The sequence below is a fragment of the Pseudomonas sp. LBUM1678 genome, from assembly GCF_059695575.1.
In genome coordinates this window covers 2,260,889-2,277,204 of sequence record NZ_CP166775.1, presented here as the reverse complement: position 1 = coordinate 2,277,204, position 16,316 = coordinate 2,260,889, and the positions used below count along the sequence as shown (strand labels likewise).

Here is a 16,316-nt window from a genome sequence, read left to right as displayed (position 1 = left end):
TAAAAACAACAAGGCCTCGGGGGTAATACCCGAGGCCTTTTTTCGTTTCTAGCCGCCGCTTTTGTTGTAGCGCCAGTAGCCCATCAGATTGAGTGACTCCCGAGTGATGCCGCGCTCCTTGATCAAGTACTTGCGCAGGTTCATCACCGCCACCGTTTCTCCGGCGATCCAGCCGTAAAAACCGTCACCGGTCGAGTCGGACGTTTCCCAGAGAATCTCTTCGTCGACATCGACTTCCGCCAGTTTCACCGTTTCGTGAGCCAGCGAAGCAGTGACCGGTAGCTCCGCCTGACGCACCGCTTCGACCATCAGCGCACCTGCTGCCATGTCGCTGGAATGATCCCGGATCAACCACCGCACCGACAGACCCGGCCAATCAGGCACTGGCAATGCGTCTTCGGCGCTGTCCACCTCGAAAAATGCCTGAGTGGTCGGCGGCTCGGCCAAGGCAGCCATCTCGTCCAGAATGCCGAGAGCGGCGGGCAATGCCGTGGCATCGGCCACCAGTAACAGATGCTTGAGCGTGTGTGGCGGCTTCCACTCGAAACCTCCCGCGTCTTGCGCTGAAAACTGCCGATCAGGTGCAACGATCTGGATAGGCTCGCCCGCCACCGCACGGATCGCCCAGCGTGAGGCCGGACCGGTTTCACCGTGCAAAACGAAATCGATGTCCACTTCGCCTTGCTCGGCCCGCAAATGTCGGATGGTGTAAGTGCGCATCGCCGGACGCTGGGCGACCGGCATTGAACGGTAGCGCGCATACCAATCCGGGTCATGAGCCAGCCTGGCAGGCGACCCATTCTCGGTCGGGAAGAACAGTTTTACCCGCTGATCCGGCGCCCAGGTGGCCATTTCGGTGACCATCGGACCGGCCAGGGTTACTCGCATCAAATGAGGACTGAGGTTTGTTTTGTGCGCGAGGACCGCGTCGAAGATTTTGTAAGGGGTGGCGGAGGCCATGGAGAGCTCCTTCTGGGAATCGACAGTGACTACGCTTAGAGACGAGTCAATGTGGATCCCCTTTAAGGCGCTTCGACAGAAGGCTTGCGGGAAAAGGGCTGTTACTGGGCTACGGGACGCTCAACCACCAGCAATTCGATGTTCTGTTTCTTGGCCCGGACAAGCGCTGCAGCCACCTCGGCCTGTTTGGCTTCGGCCTCGGCTTTCGAATTGAATGGACCGACCAGAATCCGGGTCTTGCCGTTTTCCTTGACAACGCTGGGCACAAAGCTGTGTTCGATCAGCCAGCCACTCAGGTCGCTGACAGCCTGGGTCGTTTGGCCTCGCACTTCGAGATCCCATTGCGGCCCGGTAGCTGCCGCCGGTGCAGAAACTACTGCCGGCTTAGGCTTTTGAGCGTCAACGCCCGTGCCTGCATCGCACCCAACCAACGCCAGTACTGCGATTACCAAGACCATTTTGCGCACAACGTGTCCCTCTGAATGCTGAAAGCGGCGATTTTACCATTCATGAATACTTCCCGAGTGCCGCAAAATGGGCGCAAAACAACGAGAATGATGGTTGCGGCCTCTGTATAGTTACGCCTTGGGAATTAATGCAGCATCTGCGCGTCAGAAAGAGGCACCCAAACCGTGAGACTTCGCACTAATCTATACATACCACCGACCTCTGCACTGTTCGAATCAGGTGCCCTAATAAAGCAATCAAGGAGAAGACCATGCTGATACTCACCCGCAAAGTCGGTGAAAGCATAAATATCGGTGACGACATTACGATCACCATTCTGGGCGTGAGCGGCCAGCAAGTCCGGATCGGCATCAACGCGCCGAAAGACGTCGCAGTCCATCGCGAAGAAATCTACCAACGCATTCAGGCTGGCCTGACCGCTCCAGACAAGCCACAAACTCCCTGAATCCTGTTGCAGTCAGTAGCCAGCCCGTTCAACCCCGGACAACGGCTGGCTAAAGATTCAAGCGTCGCATCGCCATCCGTTGATTCATTCGCCTCTTCCTGCCAAAAACGTGACGCCGATATTAACGGCACGTCCACTGCCCTGACTGTCAGACGTTTCGGATTAATCCCGAGGAAGAGTGTGATCAGACTCGGCTAACCAAACGTCACGCCGCGCGCCATGCCCGTGGCAGCCACGACCATCAGCAACACCAGCAACCCTTCGACATGACTGATCCGTGCAAACAGCTTCGCGCGCCCGGTATCGATCGCCGCGCCACGGCTCAGTGCGATCCGCCATTTGATCAGCGTGACCATCGGCGCCACTTCAAGCAGCAGGATCAGAACGAAGAGCGTCATCTTGAGATGGAACAATGGCTGCTGAAGGTAGTAATCAGTCCCTTTTTCGTACCCGCCGAAGGCACGCATCCCACCAGTGACCAGGAGGATGACGGCAGAGATGCCCCACAGGTTATCGGCCATCAACACACGGCGAGCCTCCCCCGCCCCGGCAGCCAGACGGCTGAATGCCGTGCCCCGCGTCAGTACGGCCCAGAACCCCAAGGCAAAAGCCAGCAGGTGAATTGCCGCAAGCGACCAATGAACCAGCATCGATAGACTCCCATCAGACTGAGTTTGAGTTTGGCCAGTCAGTAGTAGTCTAAAAAAACGGAATGCGCTGGATTTGGAGACGGTGCTTTCAGGGAGGAGAAGGAACAGCGGGAGCCACCCCAGAGACACTTAAACGTCGGGGACAAATTTCAGGCAAAAAAAAAAATCCCAAGCAGCTGATGGAAGCTTGGGACTTAAAAATGCATAAACCGTGGTGGTGAACGCGAAGCAATCTTACCTAAAACCGACACTTGTAACAATATATTTTGAGGACCGTTCGGTTAATAAATTTTCTAAGTGATTAAATATCCACAGTATTTTTGTGGATCTTGAACAAACCACCCTGAATCTGTGTCGTAACTCACATTTTTCAAGCGCCAAACAGAGAGCCCAGCACGGTGGCTGGGCTACGGTTATTTTCTGCTTTCCATCATTTTGTCAGCGAGCGCCTTGGCTCTGTCGATCAACAGGTTTTGCCTGTCCTCGTGAGTAGCCCCTCCTACAACCGGGGCCGTCAGGTTGCTTTCCGCAATCAACGCAGCGCAGAAGTATTGATCCCAAACAGCCTTGTCCTCGGACGCCTGTTTGTTCATTTGGTCAGCGATCATATGCGGCTCCTTTTGGTGAGGTAGCACCGCCAGTTTACGCCTGAATTGCTGTTTTCCACGTCACTGAAAACACCTTGCGGACCGTCAGAGTTTTGCTTGCAGGAACAGGCGTAGAGGCCAGGGATCATCGAGAGAGCAGGCATTCGCGATGATCAACCTGGCGTTTTAAACCAGTAATCCGCTCGCTTCCCCGGGTCAGCCACGATCTCATCGCATTTAGCCGAATATTTCTTTATCAAATTCGACCATTTCACGGCGTCACCATTGACCTCTTCAAGCATTGATTTGACCGCCTTCTCCGTTTTGACTCGAATCACGTCCTCATTAGCGAGCTCTTTGGCAAAAGCTAAAGCACTGACCGCCGCCTGTTTTTTTTGTTCAGCCAGTTCCGGTTGCGCCCGAACAGACCTGGATGAAATCAAATAGAAGCCGGCGCATTCAGTAAGCTCATCCGAAAAGCTGTTTATCGCTGGATCGGTCTCGAACGCAGACGCTGAGCCCAGCGGAAGCAACAACACAAAAAGAAGATATCGACCCACAGCGAAGCGTCCTTTCAACGGCTTGAGATGTGCGGGCTTTGTATCACACCAATGAGAACACGGACCATGATGAGTAACCGTCCGGGCAACACACCTTCCTGATGCCATCGCTTAAGGCGATGGTGTCCACCTAAATTTGGACTGACCCCGAAAAGTTGGACGATTGTGGATCTAGACCTGAACAGATTGAGTCCTGTATTCAACAGGGCTCAGTCCATTCAGTTTCAGCTTGATGCGGCGGTGATTGTAATAATGGATGTAATCCACTAAGCCGGCATGAAGCTCGTCCAGATTACTGAATTTGTTCAGGTAAAAAAATTCAGATTTGAGCGTGCCAAAAAAGCTTTCCATGGCCGCGTTGTCGTAACAGTTTCCTTTGCGCGACATGCTCGGTGTGACCGAGTTCTCTTTTAGAAGTCGACCGTAAATGGGCATCCTGTACTGCCAGCCTTGATCTGAATGCAAGATCGGTTTTTCGTCTGGATTAAGTCGCGTAAAAGCTTTGCTAAGCATTGCCCCAACCATGCTGAACAACGGCCGCTTGGCGATATCGTAGGAAATAATTTCGCCGTTATAGAGGTCCAGGATTGGCGAAAGATAAAGCTTTTGTCCTCCCACCTTAAACTCCGTGACGTCGGTCACCCACTTCTGATTGGGCTGTGAGGCTTGAAAATCGCGGTTCAGAAGGTTTGGCGCGGCTCGACCCACTTCGCCTTTGTAGGCGCGATACTTCTTCACACGCACACGGCATCTGAGATCAAGCTCCGCCATGAGGCGCTGGACAGTCTTGTAGTTGATCAAAAAACCGGCCTTGCGCACTGCCAGCGTCACGCGGCGATAGCCAAGCCTGCCTTCGTCTTCGTTGAAAACTTCGCATATCTTGGCCTTCAGATCCGCATACTTATCAGCCGTCTGGAGCACTTTCTGCTGATAGTAGAACGTGCTGCGCGCCAATCCAGCAGCTTTCAACAAGCCGTCGAGAGAGTGCCGCTGCCTCAGTTCAATTACGATTTGCGCTTTTTCTGTTGCGCTGCTCGTTTTTTCTGAACCAAGGCATCGAGCTTTTTTAGATAATCATTTTCCAATCGAAGTTGATTCAGCTCTGCGATCAACTCCTCTCGAGTACGAGACTCATCAGGTAACAGCGGCTGGACTGGTTCGGGCATTTTCGGCATTTTTTTCGCAGATCTAGTTCGTCTGGGTTGGCTGAGCAAGGCATTTTCACCTTCGCCATCATAGCGGCGCTGCCAATCGCCGACGATGTTGAATTTCCGGATATCAAACAACGCCGCAACTTGGCGATAGGAAAGCTGATCCTCCCGCATTCGCTTGAGCACCGACAACCTAAATTCAATGCTGTAGTGCCGCACCTTTTTTACTTCTAACGCCGCCGCACCATGCACCTGGTAGGCTGCGACCCACTGGCGCAGCGATGAAAAATCCACCTCGTGACGATGCGCGACCTCCCTATATCCCGCTTTCCCCGAACAGTAATCCTGTACCGCCGATAGCTTCGCTTGAACCGTGTACTGTCCCATGAGGCACCCCATCAGTTGTGTCCAACTTTTGGGGTGCAGACCAATTTAAGTGGACACCATTTTCAGCCTTTTTAAGCGGACGCCCATGCCACAAGAACGCCGTTCCTATTCCAAGTCCTTTAAGGCCCAGGTCATCGCCGAGTGCGCGCAGGCTGACACTTCGATTGCCAATGTCGCCTTGACCCACAACCTCAATGCAAACCTTGTCCATAAATGGATTCGGGTGCATGCGCAGAAAAACCTGGCACTGCAAACTGCCTTTATTCCGGTCAAGGCATTGTCTTCGACAGCGGCCCCTCAAGTTCTTCCGGCCACGATTCGAATCGAAGTACCTCATTCAAAAGGCGTAGTCGTGGTGATTTGGCCGGCAGAAAATGCAGCGGCATGTTCCGCTTTCCTGCGAGACCTGCTGCGATGATTCGTATCGATTCCATCTGGCTCGCCATCGAGCCCATGGACATGCGGGCCGGCACTGAAACCGCGCTGGCGCGAGTTGTCGCAGTGTTCGGTGCGGCGAAGCCGCACTGTGCTTATCTGTTCGCCAACCGCCGCGCCAATCGTATGAAAGTGTTGGTGCATGACGGCGTAGGGATTTGGCTTGCAGCCCGGCGCTTGAATAAAGGGCGCTTCTTTTGGCCAGGCGTGCGGCACGGCTCTGAAGTCGAGTTGGATGCCGAGCAACTTCAAGCCTTAGTGCTCGGTTTACCTTGGCAACGCGTCGGTTCCGGAGGAGCCATCACGGTGCTCTAACTCGCCTGCCATGGCCTACTTGCCAGCGCAATTGGCCCATCAGTCCATCGCCGCCCATAGCCCTCTCTGGCAAAATCGGCGGCATGACTTCGCATCCGAATCTCGATCAATTAAACCCTGAAGAACTGCGTGCTTTGGCTGCGCAGTTGATCCAGCGCGTCGAGACGATGGACAAGCAGATCAATCATCAAAAGTCGGTCAACGAGAAACTGGCCCACGAGATCGCGCTGCTCAAACGCTTCAAGTTTGCCAAGCGCAGCGAGCAGTTGAGCCCGGATCAAGCCAGCCTGCTCGACGACTTGATCGATACGGATATCGCCTCTATCGAAGCCGAACTTGAGGCGCTGCAACCGGCACCTATTGAAGCCAAAGTGCGCCAGCAACCCAAGCGCGCACAACTGCCACCGCAGTTTCCTCGCACGCTGATCCATCACGAACCGGACAACAGCCACTGCCAGTGCGGCTGCGCCCTCAAGCGCATCGGCGAAGATGCCAGCGAAAAGCTCGACTACACGCCCGGCGTGTTCACCGTCGAGCGCCACATCCGTGGAAAGTGGGCCTGCGAACAGTGCGAAACGCTGATCCAGGCGCCGGTACCGGCGCAGGTCATCGACAAAGGCATCCCGACAGCGGGCCTGCTGGCCCACATCATGGTGGCCAAGTTCGCCGACCATCTGCCGCTGTATCGCCAAGAGAAAATCTTTGGCCGCGCCGGGCTGCCCATCGCCCGTTCGACTTTGGCGCAGTGGGTGGGCAACTGCGGCGTGCAACTTCAACCGCTGGTTGATGCGCTGCGCGAAGTCGTGCTGACGCACGGCGTCGTCCACGCTGACGAAACGCCGGTACAAATGCTGATGCCTGGCGCGAAGAAAACTCATCGCGCCTACGTCTGGGCCTATGCCACCAGTCAGTTCTCCGATCTGGCGGCGGTCGTTTACGACTTCAGCCCGAGCCGTGCTGGCGAACATGCTCGAAATTTCCTCGGCCACTGGAACGGGAAGCTGGTCTGCGACGACTTCGCTGGCTACAAGGCAGGCTTTGAACCGGGCGTTACAGAAATCGGCTGCATGGCCCATGCACGCCGAAAGTTCTTCGACTTGCACGCGACCAACAAGAGCCAGATCGCCGAAAAAGCGCTGCACTACATCGCGGCTTTGTATGAAGTTGAACGAGAGGTACGCGAGCTGAAACCGGGTGTCCGGCAGCGAATACGACAGGAAAAAGCAGCACCGATCATCGACGCACTTCATACCTGGATGATCGCCCAGAGGCAGCTTGTGCCTGAGGGATCGGCCATCGCCAAGGCGCTGGATTACAGCCTCAAGCGCTGGATAGCGCTGACGCGCTATCTCAATGACGGTGCTGTGCCCATCGATAACAACTGGTGCGAGAATCAAATCCGGCCGTGGGCTCTTGGGCGCTCGAACTGGCTGTTCGCTGGCTCGTTACGTAGCGGTAAACGTGCGGCGGCGATCATGAGTTTGATCCAGTCGGCGCGGCTCAACGGGCATGATCCGTATGCGTACTTGAAGGATGTTCTTACACGCCTGCCGACCCAGCGGGCGAGCGAGATTACTCAGTTGCTGCCACACAGGTGGGCGCCCGTTTAATCGCGGAAGGTGTGTTGGGTTAGACTGTACTTACTTCATACAATTACGCGAATCTTATGCATCAGCTGCCTGAACTCGACGAGGTTAAAAAAGCGAAAATTCGCAGGCTGCTGACTGCGGGCATGATTTTTCCCGTCATGAATAACACCAAATGGGCTGAGCTGATCAAAGCAATGATTAACGCCCCGCAAATGAAGCCTGAGTTCAGATTGCACAGTGTCTTAGCTCCAAGCGATTACTGCACAGATTGGGATCGAGAATGGCATTACCACATCCATCCGGTAGCAGAAATTGAGTGGATCGAACTCAAAGCGGTTTCACTCGATTGGCTACTGTCCACGCTAAGAAAGCACAACCTTCCCTTCTCTCTAGAGGATGGGGTGCCACGCGTTTGGGGTTATACCAGACCTAGCATGCAGCCTCTTTGGGACTGAGTACCTGAGGTTTCGCCTAGCCGGCAAACTTATGCTAGATGACTTTGCCGGACGCATACCATGATGAAGCCGAGAAGCTCATTTATTCCTCTGGATCCAGCCGATCAACATAAAGGCGAGCCCTGGAATAAGCAGCCCGGGCGCCATGTAACTGAAGGTCGCTTCGTTCAACAGACCGGTCAGGCCAAAGCAGAATCCGCAGATTGCCAGCGGGATCCCGGTCAGAAACATCGGATTTCGAAACGCCTTATCCATAGCACTCTATCCTTAAATACTTCGCTCTTGACTATAACGCCTGCCGTTGGACGGTGGTAAATGCCAAACACCAGTGTCTAGTCCTGAAATAGGTTTACACCTGTTTCACCCCAACGCCCGATGCATCGCATCGGGCGTTTTGTATTTCAAAGACAGGTGCGGACGCTCGCGGTTGTAGATCGATACCGACTCACTCACCATCTTCTTCGCCTGCGTTAAATCCTGTGGTCTCTGGAGCAAAAGCTCTGTCTTCAATATCCCATTGACGCGCTCTGCCAGGGCGTTTTGATAACAGTCATAGCCGTCCGTCATCGAACACCTGATGCCGTGTTTCGCGTGCAGCGCCTGGTACATTCCCGAGCAGTACTGGCTGCCTCTGTCCGAGTGATGGATCAGCGGCTGCACGGTTTGACGCTGACTCACTGCTCGACGCAGCGCATGCGCTACCGACTTGGTGTGCAGGCTTTCATGGACGTGATAGCCCACGATCTTTCGCGAAAAAGCATCCGTCACAAGGCTCAGATAGGCCACACCTTCCTGAGTGGGCAGATAGGTGATGTCAGCCACCCAGACTTGTTCCGGGCCGCTTGGAACAACCTGATCAGGCCCCGGTTTGAGCAGGTTCGGATGGCGCCGAAAGCGATGATGGCTGTCAGTCGTCTTGTGATACGCCCGCTTGCGGGCCACCAATAAACGCCGTTCGCGCAGAATTGAAAACAGGCGATCTCGACCCACTTGCAGCTCAAGCTGCGGTTGGCACTGCAGCAGGTAATGCAGCTTTCGGGTGCCCAGTCGCGGCTGCCGCTGACGTTTTTGCTCAACAAAGTCGGCAACCTTCTGATCCAGAACGAGACGAGCAGCATCGGCGCGATTGCGTTTGTAGTAAGCCTGGCGGCTTATCCCCATGAACTGGCAAGCCCTGCTGATGCTCAGGTTTTGGATTCGTTTTTGCGCGAGGACTTGCCGTGACGCTTTTTTACGACAGAGAGACCGTAGTCATTTTTCAAGACATCCACGACAGCCTCGAAAAACTGCGCTTTCTGATTGGACAGCGCCAACTGTTCTTCAAGCTCTTTGATGCGTTGCTCTGGCGTTAATGGTCGGTTTTTGTCGGGCATAGACCCCATCCTCGGCGAGCCAATGTATGTGCCTGGGCTCCAATCCTGCCGACCGTGTTTGCGCAACCACGTTAGAACGGTCGTTTTGCCTTGAATCCCATAGCGCTCCTGAGCCTCTTTATAACTCAGCTCGCCTTTTTCGACCTGGTCGACGACCGACAATTTAAAGGTCAGCGTGTAGTCTCGCTGACTACGCCTTTTTCCTGCTTCCATTACGCCCTCCTGAAAATAGATCAGAAGGTGTAAACCTTATTCAGGACGGGACATCTCCGGCGTCCTGCCTACCGAACACAACCAAAAACTCAACAGCTCGTCGCCTCACCCTCGCCCACGTCGCACGCCTCGATTACTGTATATCCAAACAGTACCAATAAGGCATGACCGTGGCCCCCCTCGAAATTGAAGACACCAGCGACTGGCTTGGCTCACCCACTGAGCTGGAAACCTGCCGTCAGTTCCTGCGCATGACTGAGAACGAGGTGCAGGAACTGACCCTGCAATTGCGCAAGGCCCGCGAAGACATCTTCGGCCTGGTGCAAATGCACGCTGATGCCACCAAAGAATGTGGGGCGCTGCGTGCCGAACTGTTGAAGGCCAAAGCCGACCTCGCAGATTCAAACCGCAGAGCCACCGATATAGAGACGAAAAGCGACTGGGAGCTGATGGCCAACAGCAGGCACATCAGTGAACTCACCCTCAGGATTCGCAAACTCACCGGCGAGAAACCGTTCGATAGCCCTTTCCCCCATCAGCGAGACACCTCCCTCACGTAAGCCTGGCATGCGGACAGCGCTATCAGTCCTTGGTCGCCGGCATCGGTGATGGCGATAATTCGTTGAGCATGCGCTGGGTCAAGTTGGGCACGCGCTCTTCCATGAACCACGCCGCCGGCGGCGGTACCGGTTGGCACTGAGCAACCACCGGCTGGATCCTCGGCAAGGATGACTGACAGCCGCAGATCAGAAGTAGCCAGACGATCGCGCAGGCGATCCTGCTTCGTTTGAGCATCGCTAAGTTCCTTGTAATGGGTTTGTTCGCTGGCAGCCAGACGCTGCTCGAGCGCCAGGCGCTTGTCCTGATCGATGCGCACCTGGGCGGCAGCCGCCTTGCTGATAGCGTCCAGGTCGTACTGATGTAGGCCGGCCTGCTCGGCGAGCTGCTTGCCGTAGCGCCAGTCCTGAATCCTCCAGACACCACCAGCAGTCAGCAGCAATAGCGCCACCAACTTCCATGCCGCGGGACTCATGGCACATCCTTAAAGAAAACGTGGTGGCCAAGCTTCAGTGTTTGTTTCGCTCCCACAGTCCAGGTCGGAGCCTTCGGCATGGTGGTCGCGTAATAGTGAGTTGCTCCATCGGTAGGATCGGGCTCGGCACCGGACATCACCACGTCGGCGGCCTTTTGCGCCCGGGCGAACTCAGCGGCAGGGATCGGCCTGCTCCCACAGAGGTACAAGTAGTTTGGATCGTTTTTGTTCCAGCAGCTGAATTGGTACGGCTTCAGGCACACACCGGCATAGCCCTCTCCCCACCACGACTTAGCCTTGCCATCGCTCACGCGGTTTCGGATGGTCCAAGCGACGGCGATCTGACCTGCCAGTGTTTCCCCACGCGCCTCACCCCACAGCGTGCGGGCGAGGACGTCCAGGTCTTTGTCAGTTGCAGCCATCACTTTTCTCCAGGCAAAAAAATACCCGCTCAATGGCGGGCGCGTTGCGCAATTGATGGGCGGCAGCCAGCGCCGTTGCCCGTTCTGTTAAATCCGAATTGCTGTAGAATCCCGCGAAATTTAGGAGGGCATTATGCCAACAGCGGCCAATAGATCAGGAGCGATTCCAGCATTAACCGGACTTCGGTTTGTGGCGGCGCTTATGGTGTTTTTTTCGCACTACCCGATTCAAGGCACGACGGGCTGGATTAAGACTTTTCAACTTTCTGGATATTCGGGGGTTACATTCTTTTTCATACTTTCTGGTTTTATGCTCACGTACAACTATCTTCCTTCGCTTGAAAGCTCAGCAATTAAATATACGCCGAGATACTTATTATCGCGTTTCGCAAGAGTTTATCCATTGTATGCGATATGCGTTTTATATGCTTGGGCTACCACAGATTCAGCCGGGCTATTAATAAAGCATTTGCTTCTAGCTCAGGCATGGTACGGGGACGTGGATATCGCGATGGGGTTGAATGGCCCAGGATGGAGTATAAGCGTAGAAGCGTTACTGTACTTGGCTTTCCCTCTCTTGATTCCAGCGCTGTCGACATTGGGAATTACTTCAGACAAGCCAAGGCTCCTTATATTCGCCGCACTGGTAATGGCCTCTATATTCGGGCTGGCGTGCTATTTCTGGATTTCGGGCCTTGGCGAGTTGTCAGCCTATAACCCAAGCTCCGCGCACCGATGGCTTTACCGCACTCCGGTAACGCGACTTCTTGATTTCTGCCTTGGAATATCTGCAGCAGTTTTTTACATTAGATTCGCAACGGTTAGCGAATTTACATACCGAGCATGGAGCGTAACTCTTGTCATATCCCTAGCGACTTTGATTTTTCTCATGGGTTGGAGGGTCAATTATCTATCGCCATTTGGATGGGATGCGTCCTACGCCCCGATATTTACACTGGTGATTCTAGGCATAGCAATGACACAGGGATCGACTGCAGATAAGGCTCTATCAGCTAAATTTATGGTATTGCTTGGCGAGTCGTCTTATGCGTTTTATCTAATACATACATTGGTTAGAGATCTATACCCAGAATCAACAAGTTTCAACATATTTCAATCACTAATTACGCAAGCATATTTTCTATTACTAGTGATAGCGCTATCAATTGCCGCTCACATTTTGGTTGAGAAACCAGCAAGAGGATTTATCTTGAGAGGTCTACATCAGAGCGGCGAAAGGCATCCGAAGGCGATCTAGGGAATATCTGGCCAAGCCGGATCGGCGACAGTCAGGTCAACCAACTGAAGATCCCGGTAATAGGCTTGCCACGCCTTTGCTTTTAAGGTCTCGTCGTCAGTGGCATTGCCGAGATTGGTAGCCAAGAAGTACGGAATCATTGCTTGCGAGGCTTGAGTGTTGAGCGCGGATCGAGTCGCGGCGTTGATGACCGAATAGTCAATTGGCGGGATGACGACCGGGGTAAATATCGAACCGTCATAGGTCCAGCCTTCGACTGGGATTGGATCAAGATCGGTAATATCCACAAGTGATAATACGAACTCAGGCGTGTACCGCTCTTCGATCGGTATCTCCAAGCCGATGCGACTCGGATCTCCATCTGACCAATTTGGCGACTCAGCTTCGTAGGTGAGTGGTTGGATAATTTCCACCAAAAACCCGTTAAACACTCGCGCATAAATCTTCATCATGCAAACTCCCAAATCTCAACAACGCCAGCGACACCATTGCCACCAGCAAGCCCCCCGGCGCCGGCCGACAACTCGACTGCGCCACCGCCACCGGCGCCCGGACCTGTGCCTATTGCACCTGTACCCCGAACAGAACCTCTAGCATTTCCCCCGGCGCCAAACGGAGAGCTTCCGCCTCGCCCAGAAGTAATGCCGGAGAGTCCTACGCATGTTGCGCCACCACCACTCAATCCGGCAGAGTTGATTATATTGCCGCCGGTCGCCGGAGCGCTGTTGCCACCCTCCCCGAGAAGCCATGGTGGCGTAAGGTTCTGTCCAGCCGAGCCTCCAGATCCACCGGGCGCGCTAATGACAGGGCCGAAAGAAGTCGTTCCCCCGGCACCGCCAGCAGCTCCGACTGCGCCAACACCACCCGCCCCGACAGTTATCGTTTGACCGGTCAACGAGGAAATAGGGTAATAACCTTCTGCATATGCACCGGCAGAACCACCAATGCCTGCACTTGTACTGCCTGTCGCAGTCGAGACAATGCCACCACCACCAGCACCACCGCCAGCCTGAGCACGAACAAAGCAGTTCTTTGTCCCAGTAGTTTCGGTGTATGCAGTGGTTGTGCTGATCAGGCGGATAGCCAACAGACGCCCAGGAGTCGCCTTTTTCAATGAATCTAATAGGTCGGCCGCCCGCCCCTTGGTTGGCGCCACGCCAGACGCCGCCAAACTATCCATCGGCGCCTTCGATCCGAAGTAAACAGCACGGGGCCTGGCGACCGACCCCACGCTGGATTATGGCTTAGGCGAAGATGGCTCCGCTTTTGGGCGATTGCGAAAACGCCTCATCAGCTTTTTGGCTTTTCCAATCGCCTCGTCCTTCGTGCCAAACAACTCAGACTTCACGCCGGTCGGCCCGATGATCAGATAGCCGATCACTTTTTTCCCTCCCTTCCCGTCAGGCTCGGTGACTTCGTGAATCGTGAAGTGCCCAACCTTATCAATGCTCTCACTGACTTCTGAAATACCTACTTTTTCCTCTACGGCGTAATGCCGACCAGCGTTTTAAACCATTTCCAACTTTTTATCACGCCAGCCGGCGAGGATCCCCTATGTCCGCACAACAGAAATTCCCCCAGATCAACTCTTGCCAACTGAGCATGGGACTGCCGTTAGAAAAAGAGCTGGTGGTGGATCTGTTCGCCGGGGGGGTGGTGGGGGGGGTGGCGCCAGCACCGGGATTGCCCGGGCGCACCGGGAGCCGGATGTCGCGGTAAACCACAAACCGATTGCCCTGGCCGTGCACCGCGCTAAGAGGGTGTAGATAATTATCTACACCCTCTTAGCCTCTCGTTGGCGGCCCAGCGTAGCAGAACTCGCGATACGAATTACGAACCGTTGTCCGAGCACAAGACCTTCGCTGCGCCATGTGTACTGATCAGTTGTGACAGCACTTCAATCACTCTCCCCAAACGGATCGAGCCGACAACGTCGATCGACAGACTTTCCCGCGTGAATTCATCGACAACAGCCAAAATTTTCAGCTGCTAGTTACATTACAGCATCCGGATAATTTGTTCCTCGTTGAAGCGCTTATTCCTCTGCAAGTCCTTTCTCTCGCAAAACTAAATGACTCACATAGCCGAGTTGCTACAAATTACGTGACCAGGTCAACAATAGTCTAAGAAGAAGGTGCGGAAACCCTGTACAACAGCAATCGAACCGCACTCCCATCAATGCAATCAAAAACCTCACCAATACAATCACATAACAACTCAGACAAGCCCGCGCACACCGGAATAAAAACAAATCGGGCCACTATTGTCTAATCGGCTGCGTTTTCAACCAATCAATATGATATCCATCAAGATCTTCTTTATTTATTATTTTTGGCACATCTATCGATTCGCCGTTGAAGTAAACAATATTCACATCAGCGTAGGGTGTAACGGTTTTATCATAAAGCAATCTGGCATTTTCTACCCCTTCATCCGTAAATTTCGTTTTCGATAATTCGCTAGGAGAGTTTGCGGGAGGCGCATATTTTACCAATAACCGGGAAGTGGTTTTATTCTTATCGAGTATCATCGGGGAGTACGCGGGCATAATCTGATCCCCACCCTTGTAACCCAGCACAGGATTCTTGACTATAACCAAATAGCTCATGCGATCAACCTGGCCTTCGTTAAGCTCTCTTAAAAGCGCGGCCAAATTACGGTCATACTTACTAGTGAGGGTCATTGCGTGATTCAAACCAAACCCCACAAAAATTACAACAGTAGCAAAGACCAAAAACCCTACTGTCAACAGGTACCTCCTTAGAAGTTGACCGCCGACTATAACGACCAAGGTCATCAAAAACAGCGGTTGCCACACCTGCATTACAAATATGGATCGGCTTCCTGGCCCCCAAGTTGGGCTGCCCGCCTCAATCAAGACAGTTGGAACTCCGATCGCCATAAGCAAAACGAGAGCCCACAGCACCGGCACATTCTCTACGCTTGGCGTAGCGGCACGTATGGCGAACACAAGGATAGTCACCGCTAGCGCCAGCGATATTGCGATCAAAATAAACATTGTAGTTGGAGGAAACTCAGCCAGCGCCAGAGCAAGCAAACCGTAATTATAAGGAGGGATAAAAAATAATTGTATGCTAGTTATCGACTTAACCAAAGCATCGCCAAGACTTAAAGAAAAAGAACTCGATATAGGCCCCAGGTAATACATCCATATTTTTGTATAGGCCAGAAGCATCGCAAAAAACAACGCGCCGTCGATAAGCGCATACAACAACCTCTTGCGACCAGAAGCCTTCAAACGAAAAAAACAAACCAACGGGACAGCAATTATGGCCCCAGATTGAATTGTGTATGTAGCCAGGGCGACAAGATAACAAAGCAGTGCCACTGCAAACTGTCGCCAGTTATTACGCCCCTCATCCACAAATTTAACGTAAGCATTTATCGCAAGCAGCGTGAATATAAGCGCAATGATCATCGCCCGATCAACATGATCGGACCTAGAGGATAAGCTCCAAAACAAGACCAACAACGCCGTCAGCAATGAAAAAAGCTTAGCCTCTCTCCGCGCAAGTCGATCTAACGTTGAAAAGGTTACAACTGCCGCAAGGGGATACACAACAAGAGAAATAGCATGCAACCCCCAATCAGAAAAATGAATGATAGGAGAGGCAAGAATCCACCATAACGCTGCTGCCGGATTTCGGTGGTCGAGGCTCCAGAATGCTTTAAAGATATCGACTGGGGATCCCGCATTGAGCAGATATAACCAGTTTAAGTCCTCCCCGCTCGGCAATATTTGATAGCCTACTCCGACGCCAGCCACTTGGAGAACCCCCATCAGGGTCAAATATGCAACGTAGACCGCGAAAATCGTTACGACACAGTTTAAATATTTATCATTTTGCAGCATGGTTGCCTTCGTTTGTAAGAAGTGGCGCCGGGAGCCGAAGGCCGGGACGGCATCAAAATATAATTTCGCTAGTACTCAGATGTAATTGTATCAATATTAAGAGGGTGTACACAAAATAAACTAAACACAGTGCTCCCTCTG

General features: G+C 53.4%; 19 protein-coding genes and 3 pseudogenes. 8 read left to right on the top strand and 14 right to left on the bottom strand.

Going from position 1 to position 16,316, the window contains the following annotated elements:
- Nucleotides 1-48: 48 nt before the first annotated feature.
- Entirely contained in the window at nucleotides 49-960 is a 912-nt protein-coding gene (locus ACA070_RS10385) for a siderophore-interacting protein (protein WP_497451039.1), read from the bottom strand.
- A 101-nt stretch (nucleotides 961-1,061) separates the two neighbouring features.
- Entirely contained in the window at nucleotides 1,062-1,427 is a 366-nt protein-coding gene (locus tag ACA070_RS10380; protein WP_497451038.1) for an SPOR domain-containing protein, read from the bottom strand.
- 251 nt (nucleotides 1,428-1,678) lie between these two features.
- On the opposite strand from ACA070_RS10380, the gene csrA reads away from it, so the two are divergent.
- Complete coding sequence (gene csrA / locus ACA070_RS10375; RefSeq protein WP_007938114.1) at nucleotides 1,679-1,873, top strand: carbon storage regulator CsrA; 195 nt, start codon at nucleotides 1,679-1,681, stop codon at nucleotides 1,871-1,873.
- A 194-nt stretch (nucleotides 1,874-2,067) separates the two neighbouring features.
- Here the strand turns inward: csrA and ACA070_RS10370 are convergent, their stop codons facing one another.
- From ACA070_RS10370 to ACA070_RS10355, 4 genes are all read right to left on the bottom strand, one after another.
- Nucleotides 2,068-2,523 (bottom strand): DUF2214 family protein, encoded by a 456-nt coding sequence (locus tag ACA070_RS10370; protein ID WP_497451037.1) that lies wholly within the window; start codon nucleotides 2,521-2,523, stop codon nucleotides 2,068-2,070.
- Nucleotides 2,524-2,936: 413 nt separating this feature from the next.
- Nucleotides 2,937-3,131 carry a hypothetical protein gene (locus tag ACA070_RS10365; RefSeq protein ID WP_497451036.1) on the bottom strand — a complete coding sequence of 65 codons (195 nt, stop codon included), beginning with the start codon at nucleotides 3,129-3,131 and terminating at the stop codon, nucleotides 2,937-2,939.
- Nucleotides 3,132-3,283: 152 nt separating this feature from the next.
- On the bottom strand, nucleotides 3,284-3,670 hold the full coding sequence (locus ACA070_RS10360) for a hypothetical protein (protein WP_497451035.1): 387 nt from the start codon (nucleotides 3,668-3,670) through the stop codon (nucleotides 3,284-3,286).
- 171 nt (nucleotides 3,671-3,841) lie between these two features.
- Nucleotides 3,842-5,208, bottom strand: a protein-coding gene (locus ACA070_RS10355) for an IS3 family transposase (RefSeq protein WP_497451034.1) whose coding sequence is annotated in 2 segments (ribosomal slippage) — nucleotides 3,842-4,740 and nucleotides 4,740-5,208 — 1,368 coding nt in all. Because the reading frame shifts where the segments join, the coding sequence is not laid out codon by codon here.
- A 49-nt stretch (nucleotides 5,209-5,257) separates the two neighbouring features.
- On the opposite strand from ACA070_RS10355, the gene tnpA reads away from it, so the two are divergent.
- The 4 genes from tnpA to ACA070_RS10335 all read left to right on the top strand — a co-directional run bounded on the left by tnpA (nucleotide 5,258) and on the right by ACA070_RS10335 (nucleotide 8,002).
- Nucleotides 5,258-5,626, top strand: coding sequence for an IS66-like element accessory protein TnpA (gene tnpA / locus ACA070_RS10350; RefSeq protein WP_497451033.1), 369 nt, complete (start codon nucleotides 5,258-5,260; stop codon nucleotides 5,624-5,626).
- Entirely contained in the window at nucleotides 5,623-5,958 is a 336-nt protein-coding gene (gene tnpB / locus ACA070_RS10345; RefSeq protein ID WP_497447691.1) for an IS66 family insertion sequence element accessory protein TnpB, read from the top strand. The genes tnpA and tnpB overlap by 4 nt, the downstream gene beginning before the upstream one ends.
- 83 nt (nucleotides 5,959-6,041) lie before the next feature.
- Complete coding sequence (gene tnpC, locus ACA070_RS10340) at nucleotides 6,042-7,568, top strand: IS66 family transposase (RefSeq protein ID WP_497447692.1); 1,527 nt, start codon at nucleotides 6,042-6,044, stop codon at nucleotides 7,566-7,568.
- A gap of 56 nt (nucleotides 7,569-7,624) precedes the next feature.
- Nucleotides 7,625-8,002, top strand: a complete 378-nt coding sequence (locus tag ACA070_RS10335) for a DUF6678 family protein (protein WP_497447693.1) — start codon at nucleotides 7,625-7,627, stop codon at nucleotides 8,000-8,002.
- A 78-nt stretch (nucleotides 8,003-8,080) separates the two neighbouring features.
- Here ACA070_RS10335 and ACA070_RS10330 read toward each other — a convergent pair whose 3' ends face one another.
- Together ACA070_RS10330 and ACA070_RS10325 are read right to left on the bottom strand one after the other, a co-directional pair.
- A complete protein-coding gene (locus tag ACA070_RS10330; RefSeq protein WP_497451032.1) occupies nucleotides 8,081-8,257 on the bottom strand; it encodes a hypothetical protein in 177 nt (58 codons plus the stop codon).
- Nucleotides 8,258-8,334: 77 nt separating this feature from the next.
- Nucleotides 8,335-9,588, bottom strand: a pseudogene (locus ACA070_RS10325) (IS3 family transposase).
- A 164-nt stretch (nucleotides 9,589-9,752) separates the two neighbouring features.
- Between ACA070_RS10325 and ACA070_RS10320 the strand changes: the two are divergent.
- Complete coding sequence (locus tag ACA070_RS10320) at nucleotides 9,753-10,148, top strand: hypothetical protein (protein ID WP_497451031.1); 396 nt, start codon at nucleotides 9,753-9,755, stop codon at nucleotides 10,146-10,148.
- Here the strand turns inward: ACA070_RS10320 and ACA070_RS10315 are convergent.
- Complete coding sequence (locus tag ACA070_RS10315; protein ID WP_497451030.1) at nucleotides 10,124-10,621, bottom strand: lysis system i-spanin subunit Rz; 498 nt, start codon at nucleotides 10,619-10,621, stop codon at nucleotides 10,124-10,126. The two genes, ACA070_RS10320 and ACA070_RS10315, sit on opposite strands and share 25 nt — an antisense overlap.
- Nucleotides 10,618-11,043: a cell wall hydrolase gene (locus ACA070_RS10310; RefSeq protein ID WP_497451029.1), complete on the bottom strand. Its 426-nt coding sequence runs from the start codon at nucleotides 11,041-11,043 to the stop codon at nucleotides 10,618-10,620. Before ACA070_RS10310 ends, ACA070_RS10315 begins: the two co-directional genes overlap by 4 nt.
- 133 nt (nucleotides 11,044-11,176) lie before the next feature.
- On the opposite strand from ACA070_RS10310, the gene ACA070_RS10305 reads away from it, so the two are divergent.
- Nucleotides 11,177-12,301 (top strand): acyltransferase family protein, encoded by a 1,125-nt coding sequence (locus tag ACA070_RS10305; RefSeq protein ID WP_497451028.1) that lies wholly within the window; start codon nucleotides 11,177-11,179, stop codon nucleotides 12,299-12,301.
- Here the strand turns inward: ACA070_RS10305 and ACA070_RS10300 are convergent.
- Both ACA070_RS10300 and ACA070_RS10295 read right to left on the bottom strand, forming a co-directional pair.
- Complete coding sequence (locus tag ACA070_RS10300) at nucleotides 12,298-12,753, bottom strand: tail fiber assembly protein (protein WP_497451027.1); 456 nt, start codon at nucleotides 12,751-12,753, stop codon at nucleotides 12,298-12,300. The two genes, ACA070_RS10305 and ACA070_RS10300, sit on opposite strands and share 4 nt — an antisense overlap.
- Nucleotides 12,754-13,538: 785 nt before the next feature.
- Entirely contained in the window at nucleotides 13,539-13,682 is a 144-nt protein-coding gene (locus ACA070_RS10295) for a hypothetical protein (protein WP_497451026.1), read from the bottom strand.
- A 173-nt stretch (nucleotides 13,683-13,855) separates the two neighbouring features.
- On the opposite strand from ACA070_RS10295, the pseudogene ACA070_RS10290 reads away from it, so the two are divergent.
- Nucleotides 13,856-14,055 (top strand): annotated as a pseudogene (locus tag ACA070_RS10290) (DNA cytosine methyltransferase); the annotation flags it as partial.
- 79 nt (nucleotides 14,056-14,134) lie between these two features.
- Here ACA070_RS10290 and ACA070_RS10285 read toward each other — a convergent pair.
- Together ACA070_RS10285 and ACA070_RS10280 are read right to left on the bottom strand one after the other, a co-directional pair.
- A pseudogene (locus ACA070_RS10285) lies at nucleotides 14,135-14,290 on the bottom strand (IS3 family transposase); the annotation flags it as partial.
- A gap of 271 nt (nucleotides 14,291-14,561) precedes the next feature.
- Nucleotides 14,562-16,175 (bottom strand): hypothetical protein, encoded by a 1,614-nt coding sequence (locus tag ACA070_RS10280; protein ID WP_497451025.1) that lies wholly within the window; start codon nucleotides 16,173-16,175, stop codon nucleotides 14,562-14,564.
- Between the last annotated feature and the right edge of the window lie 141 nt (nucleotides 16,176-16,316).

Coding starts and splice junctions, on each gene's coding strand:
- ACA070_RS10385 (WP_497451039.1), bottom strand. CDS start 960: ATGGCCTCCGCCACCCCTTACAAAATCTTCGACGCGGTCCTCGCGCAC.
- csrA (WP_007938114.1), top strand. CDS start 1,679: ATGCTGATACTCACCCGCAAAGTCGGTGAAAGCATAAATATCGGTGAC.
- ACA070_RS10370 (WP_497451037.1), bottom strand. CDS start 2,523: ATGCTGGTTCATTGGTCGCTTGCGGCAATTCACCTGCTGGCTTTTGCC.
- ACA070_RS10365 (WP_497451036.1), bottom strand. CDS start 3,131: ATGATCGCTGACCAAATGAACAAACAGGCGTCCGAGGACAAGGCTGTT.
- tnpB (WP_497447691.1), top strand. CDS start 5,623: ATGATTCGTATCGATTCCATCTGGCTCGCCATCGAGCCCATGGACATG.
- tnpC (WP_497447692.1), top strand. CDS start 6,042: ATGACTTCGCATCCGAATCTCGATCAATTAAACCCTGAAGAACTGCGT.
- ACA070_RS10335 (WP_497447693.1), top strand. CDS start 7,625: ATGCATCAGCTGCCTGAACTCGACGAGGTTAAAAAAGCGAAAATTCGC.
- ACA070_RS10330 (WP_497451032.1), bottom strand. CDS start 8,257: ATGGATAAGGCGTTTCGAAATCCGATGTTTCTGACCGGGATCCCGCTG.
- ACA070_RS10320 (WP_497451031.1), top strand. CDS start 9,753: ATGACCGTGGCCCCCCTCGAAATTGAAGACACCAGCGACTGGCTTGGC.
- ACA070_RS10315 (WP_497451030.1), bottom strand. CDS start 10,621: ATGAGTCCCGCGGCATGGAAGTTGGTGGCGCTATTGCTGCTGACTGCT.
- ACA070_RS10310 (WP_497451029.1), bottom strand. CDS start 11,043: ATGGCTGCAACTGACAAAGACCTGGACGTCCTCGCCCGCACGCTGTGG.
- ACA070_RS10305 (WP_497451028.1), top strand. CDS start 11,177: ATGCCAACAGCGGCCAATAGATCAGGAGCGATTCCAGCATTAACCGGA.
- ACA070_RS10300 (WP_497451027.1), bottom strand. CDS start 12,753: ATGATGAAGATTTATGCGCGAGTGTTTAACGGGTTTTTGGTGGAAATT.
- ACA070_RS10280 (WP_497451025.1), bottom strand. CDS start 16,175: ATGCTGCAAAATGATAAATATTTAAACTGTGTCGTAACGATTTTCGCG.